Source organism: Photobacterium ganghwense (assembly GCF_003025595.1).
Classification (GTDB): Bacteria; Pseudomonadota; Gammaproteobacteria; order Enterobacterales; family Vibrionaceae; genus Photobacterium; species Photobacterium ganghwense.
Genome location: NZ_PYMI01000004.1, coordinates 594,601 through 608,357, shown reverse-complemented (window position 1 = coordinate 608,357; position 13,757 = coordinate 594,601). Strand labels below are relative to the sequence as shown.

General features: G+C 54.5%; 10 protein-coding genes. 5 read left to right on the top strand and 5 right to left on the bottom strand.

All coding sequences use genetic code 11. The features are described from left to right. The first annotated feature begins 5 nt into the window (after nt 1-5). Complete coding sequence (locus tag C9I92_RS17060; RefSeq protein ID WP_047886172.1) at nt 6-2,729, top strand: cation-transporting P-type ATPase; 2,724 nt, start codon at nt 6-8, stop codon at nt 2,727-2,729. 41 nt (nt 2,730-2,770) lie between these two features. On the opposite strand, the gene C9I92_RS17055 is transcribed toward C9I92_RS17060, so the two are convergent. The 5 genes from C9I92_RS17055 to acsA all read right to left on the bottom strand — a co-directional run bounded on the left by C9I92_RS17055 (nt 2,771) and on the right by acsA (nt 8,298). Continuing rightward, complete coding sequence (locus C9I92_RS17055; RefSeq protein ID WP_047886171.1) at nt 2,771-3,025, bottom strand: acyl carrier protein; 255 nt, start codon at nt 3,023-3,025, stop codon at nt 2,771-2,773. Beyond that, entirely contained in the window at nt 3,022-4,407 is a 1,386-nt protein-coding gene (locus tag C9I92_RS17050; protein ID WP_047886170.1) for a dihydrolipoamide acetyltransferase family protein, read from the bottom strand. Before C9I92_RS17050 ends, C9I92_RS17055 begins: the two co-directional genes overlap by 4 nt. Continuing rightward, entirely contained in the window at nt 4,407-5,414 is a 1,008-nt protein-coding gene (locus tag C9I92_RS17045) for an alpha-ketoacid dehydrogenase subunit beta (RefSeq protein WP_047886396.1), read from the bottom strand. The genes C9I92_RS17050 and C9I92_RS17045 overlap by 1 nt, the downstream gene beginning before the upstream one ends. A 116-nt stretch (nt 5,415-5,530) precedes the next feature. Continuing rightward, a complete protein-coding gene (gene pdhA, locus C9I92_RS17040; RefSeq protein ID WP_047886169.1) occupies nt 5,531-6,514 on the bottom strand; it encodes a pyruvate dehydrogenase (acetyl-transferring) E1 component subunit alpha in 984 nt (327 codons plus the stop codon). Further along, nucleotides 6,511-8,298 carry an acetate--CoA ligase gene (gene acsA, locus C9I92_RS17035; RefSeq protein ID WP_047886168.1) on the bottom strand — a complete coding sequence of 596 codons (1,788 nt, stop codon included), beginning with the start codon at nt 8,296-8,298 and terminating at the stop codon, nt 6,511-6,513. Before acsA ends, pdhA begins: the two co-directional genes overlap by 4 nt. 334 nt (nt 8,299-8,632) lie before the next feature. Here acsA and C9I92_RS17030 point away from each other — a divergent pair, with 334 nt between their 5' ends. From C9I92_RS17030 to C9I92_RS17015, 4 genes are all read left to right on the top strand, one after another. Beyond that, entirely contained in the window at nt 8,633-9,475 is an 843-nt protein-coding gene (locus C9I92_RS17030; protein ID WP_047886167.1) for a formate/nitrite transporter family protein, read from the top strand. Between the two features lie 94 nt (nt 9,476-9,569). After that, a complete protein-coding gene (gene fdhF, locus C9I92_RS17025) occupies nt 9,570-11,750 on the top strand; it encodes a formate dehydrogenase subunit alpha (protein WP_207103805.1) in 2,181 nt (726 codons plus the stop codon). Nucleotide 11,751: 1 nt separating this feature from the next. Next, nucleotides 11,752-12,813, top strand: coding sequence for a 4Fe-4S dicluster domain-containing protein (locus tag C9I92_RS17020; RefSeq protein ID WP_047886166.1), 1,062 nt, complete (start codon nt 11,752-11,754; stop codon nt 12,811-12,813). Continuing rightward, a complete protein-coding gene (locus C9I92_RS17015; protein ID WP_047886165.1) occupies nt 12,806-13,714 on the top strand; it encodes an iron-sulfur cluster-binding protein in 909 nt (302 codons plus the stop codon). Before C9I92_RS17020 ends, C9I92_RS17015 begins: the two co-directional genes overlap by 8 nt. Nucleotides 13,715-13,757 lie beyond the last annotated feature (43 nt).

Genomic DNA, 13,757 nt, shown 5'->3' with positions numbered 1-13,757 from the left:
AAGAGATGCAAAATAAAGCTGACCAGTTATGGCATGAGATGGCATCGGAAGATGCGATTGATACCCTGAACGCAAACAGAGACGGGCTGTCTTCTGATGAAGCAGCGAAGCGTCTCAATGCCTATGGTCCCAATTGCTTACCGGCTCCTCCTCGACAGCATCCCTTTCTCCGCTTTTTGCGTCAGTTTCACAATATTCTTATCTACGTGCTTCTTTGCTCTGCGGCGATGACGGCGGTGCTGGGCCACATTGCCGATACCTGTGTAATTCTGGCTGTTGTTATTGTGAACGCAGTTATCGGGTATTTTCAGGAGGGGAAGGCCGAAGAAGCAATGGATGCTATCCGCCATATGCTGGCACTGAAAGCCTCGGTGCGACGGGAGGGTATCCGCCGTTCCATAGATGGGGAAGAACTGGTGCCGGGTGACATTGTGCTGTTGGAAGCCGGTGACAAGGTATCTGCCGATTTGCGACTTGTGCAGGTCAACGGGTTGCAAATTCAGGAAGCGATACTGACCGGTGAGTCTGTTCCCGTGAAAAAAGACACTGATGCCGTTGCGCCCAGCACGCCGCTTGGTGATCGGGTATGCATGGCATACAGCGGTACACTGGTGACCAGCGGGATAGGATGGGGAGTGGTGGTGGCCACCGGTGCTAGCACTGAGCTTGGCCGGATTAGCGGTATGCTTTCCACCGTTGAAACTTTAACCACCCCGCTGCTCCGGCAAATGGATGTGTTCGCTCGTTGGTTAACCGCCCTCATTTTGCTGCTTGCCGCCGTGCTGCTGGTTTTTGGGTATGTTGTCGAAAACTTTGCATTTTCCGATATGTTCATGGCTGTGGTTGGCTTGTCCGTTGCGGCTATCCCGGAAGGGCTTCCGGCGGTACTGACTATCACGCTGGCCGTAGGTGTACAGGCCATGGCGCGTCGCAATGCGATTGTCCGGCGTTTGCCTGCGATTGAAACCATAGGCGCAGTATCGGTGATCTGCACGGACAAGACCGGCACTCTGACCTGTAATGAGATGATGGCGGTGAGTGTGGTAACGGAATCGCACGTCTTTTCCCTGGATGGTGTGGGATACGAGCCGGAAGGAGAAATCCGCTTAAATGAGGTGGCAGTCAGTGCGAGCGAGCACGCTATTTTGGATGAGATTGGCAGAGTGGCGGCGCTGTGTAATGACGCGACCCTGCATTGCAGTGACGGTGCATGGGCGGTGCTGGGTGACCCGATGGAAGGCGCTTTGCTGGCACTGAGTGGCAAGCTCGGTCTTGATCTCACCGACGAGCTGTCAGGATGGATGCGAACTGATGTGATTCCGTTTGATGCCAAACACCGCTTTATGGCGACCCTGATTCATGACCACGAGAACCACGCGTTTATCGCAGTGAAAGGAGCGCCGGAGCAGATTTTTGTGATGTGTACCCGGCAACGTACGGTAGTGGGCGACAGTGAAGTGTTTGACCCTGGCTACTGGCATGAGAAGGCAGAGGATATTGCGTCGCAGGGACAGCGCGTACTTGCCTTTGCGGTCAAACCGGTACCGCCGGAGCATACCGTGCTGGAATTTACCGATGTTGAGCAGGATCTGGTTTTCATTGGTATGGTCGGGCTGATTGATCCGCCGCGCCCAGAGGCCATTGCTGCGATCGCTGAATGCCATACCGCCGGGATCCGCGTAAAAATGATCACCGGCGATCACAAAGGAACCGCGGCGGCCATTGCCAAACAGCTCCGGCTGCAGAACCCTGACAAGGTGTTAACCGGTGCTGATCTGGCTGGCATGGACGATAGCTCGCTGGCGGCGGCAGTGATGGAAACCGACATTTTTGCCCGCACCAGTCCGGAAGACAAATTGCGGTTGGTCATGGCACTGCAGTCGCATGGCCTGACGATTGCGATGACCGGCGACGGCGTCAACGATGCACCTGCACTCAAGCGCGCCGATGCCGGGATCGCCATGGGGCGAAAAGGCAGTGAAGCCGCGAAAGAAGCGGCGGAACTGGTGTTGGCTGATGATAATTTTGCCTCAATCGTTGCCGCTGTGCGTGAAGGGCGAACGGTCTATGACAACATCAAGAAGGTCATCAGTTGGACCTTGCCTACCAATGCCGGTGAAGCGCTGACGATCGTGGTTGCGCTCCTGTTTGGTATGACGCTGCCGATTACCCCGATCCAGATCCTCTGGGTGAACCTGATCACTGCGATCACCCTTGGGATTGCACTGGCGTTTGAACCGACAGAAAAGAACACCATGCAACGACCGCCGCGACCGCGGTATGAGCCCATTCTGAATGGTGAGCTGGCATGGCGAATTATTTTTGTGTCACTCTTGCTGCTTGGCGGGGTGTTCGGGATGTACGCCTATGCTGTCGAGCAGGCGTATTCCGTCGAATTGGCGCGTACCATTGCCCTGAATACGCTTGTGGTGATGGAAATCTTCCATCTGTTCTTTATCCGAAATATTTATGGCACGTCATTGAAATGGGAGTTGATTGTCGGAACCAAAGTGGTTTGGGCAACAATCGTGTGTGTCACGGCGGCACAGTTTGCCATGACGTATCTGCCGCCATTGCAGGCGCTCTTTGCCACCGAGGCCGTGCCGTGCTGGGACGGGGTGATCATTGTCGTTGTCGGAGTGGTGTTTTTTGCAATCATCGAAATTGAAAAGCGACTTCGTTTGCTGTTGCATGATATTCGTACCGGCTTGCTTCCGCCGAGATCTTGATTGGCTGCGTCCTGTAACTCTCATTTTTCAGAGAATCGTATTCAGGTGCGCGCGTTCAGATAATTCACCAAAGCGGAGAACGATCTGATTTGCGGGTAGTCAGACTCCGGAATGCTGACGCCGCAGCTTCGTTTCAGGGCATCCAGCAGATTGAGGAAATCCATTGAATCGAGGTCGCATTCCTCGCGCAGATCTTCATCAGGATCAATATCGCTTTCGGTGATTTCCGGCGCAATGTTTTGGATAGCCTGCATGACCAGGTCCCTGATGTTGTCGTTATTGCCGTTGGTTGTCATAGCTGCTCCGGTTTTTGTAATTGCTGCGACAGGGCATGTAAAAACTTCGCCCCCTGTATGCCGTCACTGACCCTGTGGTCGGCACTGAGCGTGACCGTCATGGTGTCGCAGATAGCGATTTGGTTGTAACCCTTGTCATCGGTTCTGACCTGGAGCGTCTGGCGTAAACGACCCGCGCCCAGAATCGCGACTTGCGGTGGGTAAATCACACCAAACACACTGTCAGAGCCTCTCTCACCGATACTGGTCAGGGTGATTGTGGCGTCGGTCAACTCAGAGCTGCGCAGGCGGCCAGTACGGCTCCGGTTGCTGATATCGCGCAGTGCCAGCATGGTGTCATCGACCGAGAGCCGGCTAACATCATGAATAGCCGGCACCATAAGCCCACCTTCACGCAGGCTGATTACCGTCCCGATGTGCACCGCTTTCTCAGGTTTGAACTCACCATTTTGAAAATAACCGTTTAAAGATGGGAAGTTAGGCAGAACCGTTGCAATGGCTTTGAGTAGTAAAGCAGGCAATAGGAGACGGTGTTCGGGATCACGCCCGGCGTTTTGTTCATTTAGCCATTGTTGAGTGCGGGTAAGATCCACGTCCAGGCTTAGGTAATAATGGGGAATTTCCCGTTTCGATTTTTCCATTGCTGCGGCGATTGCTGCTCGCATCGCGGCCGGATCCCGGTTGTCGCGGCTGTCACGGGAGGCGGTGTTTTCAACACTCTGGGTTGAAGGGCCTGCTGCGGTGGCCATCGCAGCAGGCACGGCAGTTTGCTGAGCAGAAGCGGTTGGTTCGACGTTGTAGCCCGATACCACTTGATGTGCGGTGTCGAGATCCCGCAGCAAGATGGCACCCATCGGCCCGCTGCCGACGATGCTTGCTAAATTCAGATCGTGCTGACGGGCCTGTGTTCTGGCTGCGGGGGAGGCCAAAATTCTGATCTCTGATGGTGCAGGTTGTGCCATGATAGGCCCGGAGATGCTGGGTTCAGAAACGTTGGGCCCAGAGATGCTGGCTTCAGAGACGTAAGCCTGCGGTGAAAGCGGTTCCGGTATTTCCGGTTGAGACGTCTCCGATTGAGGTATATCGGGCGGTGCCATAACCTGTTCGGCGGTCGGCAGTGTGTCAGCCTCTATCGTGTCAGCCTCTATGCTGGCCAGGATGGATCCGACCGGCAGACTGATGACCGGCTGCACCAGAATTTTGCTGATGGTGCCGCTGTGGTAGCTTTCCATCTCAATAGCGCCTTTACTGGTTTCAATGACGGCGATGCTGTCACCTTTGTTGACATGGTCACCTTCGGCCACCATCCATTCCGTCAGGGTGCCGTCTCGCATGTCAGCACCCAGTGAAGGCATCACAATATCAAATGACTGGCTGCTCATCAGCGGCCATCCATCGTCGCTAAGGCGGCGGCAACAATCTGTTCGACCTGAGGCAGGGCCGCCTGCTCCAGATGCTGAGGATAGGGGATGGGGACTTCCGCGCTACAGATTCTTTTGACCGGGGCATCCAGGCTCCAGAATCCGTCCTCCATGATGATGGCACTGATTTCGCCTGCCAGGCTGCCGGTTTTCCAGCCTTCATCAATGATGACAGCGCGGTGCGTTTTGCGAACGCTTTCCAGCAGTGTTGATTTGTCCAGCGGGCGCAGGCAGCGCAGATCCACCACTTCGGCTGAAATGCCATCCTGTTCCAGTTGCTCGGCGGCCGTCAAGGCTTTGTGCAGGTTACCGCCGTAGCTGATGAGGCTGATGTCGGAGCCCAGACGTCGAATAAGGGCTTTTTCCATCGGGGCATCCGGCGAATCCGGCACGGCGCCGGGTTCATTGAGCAGCATGACATGCTCGAAAATCAGCACTGGGTCCGGATCAGCCAGCGCCTGCCCTAACATATGCCGCGCATCACCGTGCGTCGCCGGGCTCAGGACTTTCAGGCCGGGAATATGGGCGTAGAAATTTTCCCAGCTGTGTGAGTGCTGGGCGGCAAGCTGTCTGCCGGCACCGCAAGCCATGCGGATAACCAGAGGAACATTAAACTGACCACCTGACATATGGCGTAGGGTGGCTGCGGTATTGACGATCTGATCCATCGCCAGCAGGCTGAAATTGACGGTCATGACTTCGACAATGGGTCGCATCCCGCCGAGAGCCGCGCCAATGCCGACCCCGACGAAACCGGATTCGCACAGCGGAGTATCGATGATGCGGTCAGCACCAAACTGAGCAAGCAACCCCTTGCTGACCGCATAGCAGCCCCCATAGCGCCCGACATCTTCACCCATCAGGAAAACCCGCCGATCCTGTGTGAGTGCTTCGACCAGTCCGGCCCGCAATGCCTCACGGTAGCTCATGGTTTCTGAGCTTGTCTCTGGATTTGTGTCTGAGAGCATGGGTTTACCCCCTGTATTCCGGTCTGCTGTTGTGGTCTTTAACTCGGCAGCTAGTTCGTCAGCACGTTCATCAACACGTTCTGTACGGGCTGTGAGCATTTGCTGGTGCCCTGTCATCACTTTCTTTGTGGGCTATAGACATCCCGAGCCAAGTCTTCTATCGGCTCCCAGGCTCCGGCTTCAGCAAATTGGACGGCGGCCTGAATTTCTTGTTCCACATCTTTTTCCAGCTCATCCAGTTCGTTATCCAGCAGGTGGCTGTTGTTTCTCATCCATTGCACCAGTTGCTTCACCGGCCCTTTTTCTTCCCATAGCGCGATTTCTTCTTTTTCGCGATAGAGCTGGCTGTCAAAACTGGAGTGACCGCGAAAGCGATACGTTTGGCATTCCAGAAAATAGGGTTTCTGTTCTTTGTGAATGTAGTCGCAGGCTTCAAGGGCGGCTGCCTCTACATTGACCACATTCATGCCATCCACTTGTGCGGCTGCGATACCATAGCTACGCGCTTTTTGAGCGATGTTGGTTTCAGATTCGGACAGGGCAAGGGCGGTTCCCATGGCATAGCGGTTGTTTTCACAAATAAACAGTACCGGCAGTTGCCATAACGCTGCCAGGTTAAGACTTTCATGAAATTCCCCTTCGGCTACCGCACCTTCACCGAAGAAGCAGGCTGTCAGCGCTGTCCGTTGCATTTGTTTATTGGCCATGGCCAGTCCGGTTGCTAACGGCAGGCCGCCACCAACAATGGCGTTCCCGCCGTAAAAGTGGGTTGCCCGATCAAACAGATGCATGGAGCCTCCGCGTCCGCGGCTGCATCCGGCGGTGCGACCGTACATTTCAGCCAGAATACTGCCCATGCTGACGCCCCGCGCGAGCGCGTGCCCGTGTTCACGATAGGTGGCCACGACCTGATCATCGCGGCTGAGTGCGCTCATAATGCCGACAGCAATGGCCTCCTCGCCGATATAAAGGTGAAGAAAACCACGAATTTTCTCCAGGGCGTAAAGCTCGGCACATTTTTCTTCAAAACGGCGAATGCGCAGCATTTGCTTAAGTTGCTGCAATAAATGGGCTCGGTTGATATGGAGTCTGCTGGTCATTGTTCATCGCACTCCAGTGTAGAGGTATCGCCTTCAGGCAGCCCCAGTTCCCGGGCTTTGAGCAACCGGCGCATGATTTTTCCGCTTCGGGTTTTTGGCAGGCTGCGGCGAAAAACGATTTCTTTTGGTGCAACTGCCGCTCCCAGCCGTTTGCGGGCAAAACCCAGCAACGTTTTTTGCAGTCCCTCGTCCGGTTCAAACCCGGTTTTGAGGGTGACAAAGGCTTTAACTATTTCACCTGCGACAGGATCAGGTTTGCCGATGACCCCGACTTCGGCGACCGCTTCGTGTTCCATCAGGGCGCTTTCAACCTCAAATGGGCCGATTAAGTGGCCTGAGGATTTAATGAGATCATCCTTGCGACCGACAAACCAAAAGTAGCCGTCTGCATCGCACATGGCCAGATCGCCGCTCATGTACCAGCCGTTACTGAAACAGCTGCGGTATTTGTCTTCCTGATGCAGATAGCCGCGGAACATGGAGGGCCAGCCCGGCTTCAGTGCAAGTTCGCCGACTTCCATCGGCGTGGTGATGACGGACCGGGAACCATCGTCGTTCTGTCCCAGAATCGCCGCTTCAATGCCGGGTAGCGGCCGGCCCATCGAGCCGGGTTTGATGTCCTGACTGGCGGTATTGGCGATCATGATGCCGCCGGTTTCGGTCTGCCACCAGTTATCGTGGAACGGGATCGGAAGCGTTGTCTGGCTCCATAAAACGGCTTCAGGATTGAGCGGTTCGCCCACGCTGGCGATAAACCGCAGGGCGGATAAGTCGTAATTCCGGCAAATCGCCGCCCCGGCTTTCATGAGCATACGGATGGCGGTCGGGGCGGTATACCACACTGTAACCTGATGGTGTTGCAGGATGTGGTACCAGCGTTCGACGTCAAATTCGGCTTCATCAATGATCATCGTCACCCCCAGGCAGAGCGGCGCGATAATGCCGTAGGAGGTGCCGGTTACCCAGCCCGGGTCGGCTGTACACCAGTAGATATCGGACGGTTTCAGATCCAGCGCCCAGTACGCCGACAGCTGGTGATAGGCTACCGCCTGATGGACATGAATCACCCCTTTGGGCTTGCCGGTTGTACCACTGGTGAAATGCAGCAGTGCCATCTCTTCCGGCTGCGTGCTGACGCAGGGGAAGGCGGGATCGGCCTGTTGCATGAGGTCGGACAGGCGATAGCAGCCTGAGTCGGGCTCTGATTCACCATCAATTAACAGGATGGCTTGGAGATGGGGCAGTTCGTGACACCACGCTTTGACTTTTTTTTGATAAAGGCTGTGCGTGGTCAGCAGGACCTGCGCTTCGCCGATTTCCATCCTTGAGCGGATAGGCTCGGGGCCAAAGGCGGAAAACAAGGGGGTAAACACACAACCTGCCTTTAAGGTGCCCAGCGCGGCGATATAGAGCTCTGGCCGTCGCCCGGAGAGGCTGAAAATACGTGCTCCGGGCGGTAAACCTAAACGGTGCAGTACGCTGGCGAACCGACTGGTCAGCTGGCACAGGTCACGATAGCTGTATTCCAGTATTTCATCATTTTTGCTGATCCAGCGGAGTGCCAGTTTGTCTGCGACAGGGGTAGTCAGATGGCTGTCCAGTGCCTGGAAACAGATATTCAGCCCGCCATCCGGCAGGTGTTTCAGCGTGGGTTTGCCGCCTGTTGAGTCATCAGGCTCAAGGGTGAAATCTGTGTCGAGGCAGTCACGTTGATAGTCGGATAAATAGTCGGATAAATTGGCAGAGGCCGCATCAGCGGATTTTTTGATGATTGGTACCGCCATTCCAGTTTCCCCCTGTACACGACATGCTGATCTCACGCTGGCAATCGGTGTTGCTGCTGGTGTCACTTTCACTGCTGGGTATAAGAATAGTGTGTTTCGCCGCAAGAATACGTGGATTCGGTGAGACAGAAAATAATCGGTCAGGTCAACCAATTGATTTATCTGGAATGTTTTCGTTGAGAATTGAGCCGGCTTTCTTGTTAAGACATGGCATTACCTGCCGGGAGGCTACACTCTGTACGCGAAGGCGTATCCGCTGCTCATTGCAACCTGGAGAGTCAACCTGAACAGCGACCAGTAAATCGCTTTCTTATGACTGAAGCGAGAATGAAAGATGGCAGATATTTATGGCTTTGATGCTTTTTCTCCGAAGCAAATTGCTGAAAAGGTTGACAACATAGGCGTGACTAAAGCGCGTCTGCCGCTGTTGTCGATGGTCATGCTGGGGGTTCTGGCGGGGGCGTTTATCGGCTTAGGGGCGCTGTATTTTGTGCTGATAAAGTCGGACGCTAATTTGGGGTTTGGCACCAGTCAAATGCTCGGCGGGCTGGCGTTTTCACTGGGCCTGTTGCTGGTGGTGGTAGCCGGTGCGGAGTTATTTACCGGTAATAACCTGCTTGCGATGGCTTGGGCCGATAACAAAATCACGACCACAGAGTTGCTCAGGAACTGGCTGGTGGTTGCTTGCTCAAATTTCATTGGGGCGGCAGGGCTGGCCGTGCTGGTTTATGTGTCGGGACACACCGAGCTGAACCACGGCGTGATTGCCGAGCGTTATCTGCAAATCGCACAGGCAAAATGCAGCTTACCTTTCTGGACCGCTTTTTTTCGCGGCGTGCTGTGTAACATTCTGGTTTGTATGGCGATTTGGATGGCCATGGCTGGCAGAAGTGTGGTGGATAAGGCGGTTGCCATTGTTTTTCCGATTTCGGCTTTTGTTGCTGCCGGGTTTGAGCACAGTATCGCGAATATGTTTTTCATTCCACTGGCCATGTGTATCAAGGCTTTTTCTGGTACGGCGGCAGCAACGGCTACTGACGCTGTAGGCTGGCTGGGGTTTATCGGTAATCTTATTCCGGTGATTCTGGGAAATCTGGTTGGCGGAAGCGTGCTGGTGGGGCTGGTTTATTACGTGATTTACCTGAGAAAACCGGTATTACCGTCAGATAAGACGTAATGTTTTCAGGGTAAACGCGGGTATTGGCGGCAATTCCCTCAGAACTGTGTGGCTATACTCAATGTCAGAATCCACCGATTGATTGTGAGCGACCATGGTTTCCTCTAAGGCGGTTTCATCTAAAGCGGCTTCACCTAAAGCGATTGTCTCTGAGGCTGCGGCTTCAACGATGGCTTGTGCGACGACGGCCACTTCCATAGTGAAAACCGTTTGCCCCTTTTGTGGCGTCGGTTGCGGGATCAACCTGAAAGTGGATGCGCGGGGCAATCTGGTTGGGGTTGAGCCCCAGCAGAGCCATCCCATCAGCCGCGGAAAACTGTGTGAAAAAGGCTGGAGCACGGCTTATGCTATCCGGCCGGACAACCGCATCACGGAACCGCTCAAACGCATAAAGGATCGCTTTTATCCTATCAGCTGGGATCAGGCCCTGAGTGAGATCAGCGAAGCGATCCGCGATATTCAGGCGGAATCGGGCAATGATGCCATGGGTGTCATCAGCAGTGCCCGCGCCACCAATGAAGACAATTATGCCGCGCAGAAATTTGCCCGCGCCGTCCTCAACACCAATAACATCGATCACTGCGCCCGCATTTGCCACAGCCCGACGGTGGCCGGATTAAAACAGACTTTAGGCTCAGGGGCGATGACCAACAGCACGAAAGACATCTTCGAGACGGAGTTGATTGTTGTCATCGGTGCCGATCCCACAGAAAATCACAGTGTGCTGGGCGGGCAAATTTTTGATGCCCGGCAGCGCGGAGTAAAGCTGGTGGTGATTGATCCCCGGGTAACCCGGTTGGCAAAAGTGGCCGATATCCATCTGCAGTTGAAACCCGGCAGTAATATCGCACTCATTAATGCCATGCTGCATGTGATTATTGAGCAGAAACTGTGTGATACCTCTTTCATTCATCAGCGCTGTGAAGGTTTTGAGGGGCTGGCGGCCAGCGTGGAAACCATTACGCCGGAGTCGGTGGAAAACAGTACCGGGGTCAGTGCCCGGCAGATCAGGGCCGTGGCTGAACTCTATGGTCAGGCCAAAACAGCCATGATTTTGTATGGAATGGGCATTACCCAGTTTGTCAGCGGGACCCAGAATGTGATTGCCCTGTCTAATCTGGCGTTGGTCTGTGGCCAGATTGGCCGCCCCGGCACCGGGATCAATCCACTCCGCGGACAGAATAATGTGCAGGGCGCGTGTGATATGGGCTGTCTGCCGAATGTATACCCCGGTTATCAGGCAGTTACCGATGCCACGGCGCAGCGTAAATTTGCACAAGGCTGGGGCCAGCCAATTGCGCTACAACCCGGTCTGACATCACTGGGAATGACCAAAGCAACCTTGGCGGGGGCATTTCGTGGTCTGATCATTTTTGGTGAAGATCCGGTGGTAACGGATCCGGATCAGAACCATGTCCGGGCCGCCATGAAAAAGATGGAGCTGTTGGTGGTGGCAGAGCTGACCATGACCGAAACCGCCAGACTGGCCGATTATATTTTACCGGCTGCCTCTTTTGCCGAAAAAGAGGGGACTTTTACCAACTGTGAACGGCGGGTTCAGCATATTGCTCCGGCCTTGTCGCCTCCCGGAATTGCGATGGGTGACTGGCAATGGCTGAAAGCGCTGGCGGAAAAACTGGGGAGTCAGGCCCTGAGCTGGAGCTGCAGTGAAGCGGTGTTTGACGAAATGGCCTCGTTGACTCCGTCCTATCAGGGCATGAGCTATTCGCACCTTCAGCAGGCACACGGTCTGCAGTGGCCCTGCAATCAGAGTGCGCCGGAAGGGACGGCCATTTTGCATCAAACTACGTTTCCGATTGGCAAAGCCCGACTGATTCCGGTACACCAGATTGCGGTGGATGAGCCCCCTGACGACCAGTATCCGCTTATTCTGACCACCAACCGGCTGCATTTTCACTACGGCTGCGGATCCATGACCCGAAAATCGCCACTTCTGGAACGGGAAACCCCGGCCGGTCTCTTGTTTATCAATCCGCAAGATGCCCGAAACCTGCTCATACATCGCTACTCGCCGGTTGGCGTGCGCTCGCGTCGTGGCTATATCGAGACACGTGCGATGATCACTGACGATGTACCACCTGGCTTGGTGGCCATGCCATACCACTTTCGGGAAGCGCCATCGAATCAGCTGACAAACACCGCTCAGGATCCTGTCACTAAGATGCCGGAACTCAAAGCATGTGCCGTATCGGTCGAGCCTCTGCCTCCGGGACAGGAGCCCAAAGACATCGATCGGTTATTGGAGGAGCCATAATATGCAGCAGTATTTGCTCGACTCACTTCATGAACTGCAAGCGCATTTAGCTCAGTCCTACCAACTTTATCAGGTCATCGACAACGACGGTGATACCAGCTGGCAGCATGTGGTGCAAGCACCTTACGGGGAACTGGTGTCAAAGCTGCCGCAGAGTTCAGCCAAGGGCTTTTTCTTTACGGAGCAGGAAACCCTGTATGTTTTCGACGGGCAGTATTTTCGCGAAACCATTCCGCAACCGGAACCCTTTGTGTTGTTCGGAGTGCAAAGCTGCGACCTGATGGCTATCCACTATCAGGATATCTTTTTTGAAGAAGACCCTTACTATCAGGCTCGACGGCAACAGGCATTGCTGGTGGGCATAGATTGTGTGCAACCTTGCCAGCAGGGGTTTTGCTATCTGGTGAATGCCGGGCCGGGTGTCAGGGATACCACCGCTGATCTGATTCTGCACCCGCTTGAAAACAGCCAATGGTTACTGATTGTGGTGTCTGAGCGGGGGAACGCTGCCCTGCATGGGCTGACGCTGACACCCGCCTCGAGCGATGACAAAAAGCAGCGCTGGGATAACCTGAGTCAGTGCGAGCATCAGTTTGGCGATCATTCCTATATTCTGGAAGGCATTGATAAACTGAACCGCGATTTGCCGTCTGATGCATTCTGGCAGCAGGTGGCGGTGCAGTGCATTGCCTGTTCCGGATGTACGACCTTGTGCCCGACATGCTCTTGTTACGGAACCCAGACAAAGGTGATGGTGCCGGCAGCCGCCATCAACTCACCTGAGACGGGAACTGAAGGTGGGGAACCCAACGGGGTGAAATCCTCAACGGTGCGATTCTGGGATTCCTGCCTGTACGAAGGGTTTCAGCGCGAAGCCAGTTTTCATAACCCGTCGGAACAGGCGGGTGATCGGGTAAAACGCTTCTGGTATCACAAATTCAGTCATGATTTTGTGCCGGAATTCGGGCGGTATGGGTGTATCGGTTGCGGACGCTGCGAGCAAACTTGTCCGGGAGTGATTGGGGTTCACTCGGTCATGAAGAGGATCGTCAAAGATGCATAACCTAACGCCAATGGCTATTCGTCTGCTTGATTTCTATGAGGATGGCGAGCACACGCGCCATTTCACTTTTCGTCTGTTAGATCCAGAGCCTGATAATCCTGAATCTCAGGTTTCTGGAATAGCCGAATCTGAAGAAGCAGGAACTGAATCTCCAGTATCGGCGCGGCAAAGTGACTGGATGAAAGCCCAGACAGGACAATTTTTTATGTTGTGTCTGCCTGCGGTTGGCGAAGCGCCGTTTACTTTTACTCAGCTTCCGGATCAGCAGGGGACATTTCGTGCGCTGGTCAGAAAAATGGGCAGCGTCACCTCCGCCTTGTTTCAACTTGAAGCGGGGCAGATTCTGGGCGCCCGCGGGCCCTATGGCAAGGGCTGGCCGATGGCAGAGGTGATAAATAAAAGGGTACTCGTTGTGGGAGGCGGCTGTGGCCTCGCACCGCTGGTCGGCGTGGTGAATCAGTTGATCGCGCAACAGGAATACACCCAACTGATGGTGGTGTATGGTGCCAGAAGCCGTCAGGCGAAGATGCTGACACCGGAGCGTAAACACTGGCAGCAGGTTGTTCAGGTGTTCAATACCATTGAGGACGGCGATATCGATACCGGTGAGAATGAGTATGCTGGCACTCCGCTTGATATTCTGCCGATGGTGCTCAGTCAGTTTGATGAAACGCCGGATGTGGTACTGCTGGCAGGACCCCAGGCGATGATGTTCGCAGTAGCTAAACAGCTGACTGCCGGTGGTATTGCGGAATCGGCGATCTATTTGTCGATTGAGCGTCGCATGCACTGCGGCCTGCAGACCTGCGGGCACTGTTACCTGAAAGATAAGTACGTCTGCACGGATGGCCCTACATTCCGCTGGGATCAGTTGAAGCAGCACCTGCCTGACAGTTATTAGCTATTAGCTATTAGCGAATAGCTAATAACTAACAAGTAATCAA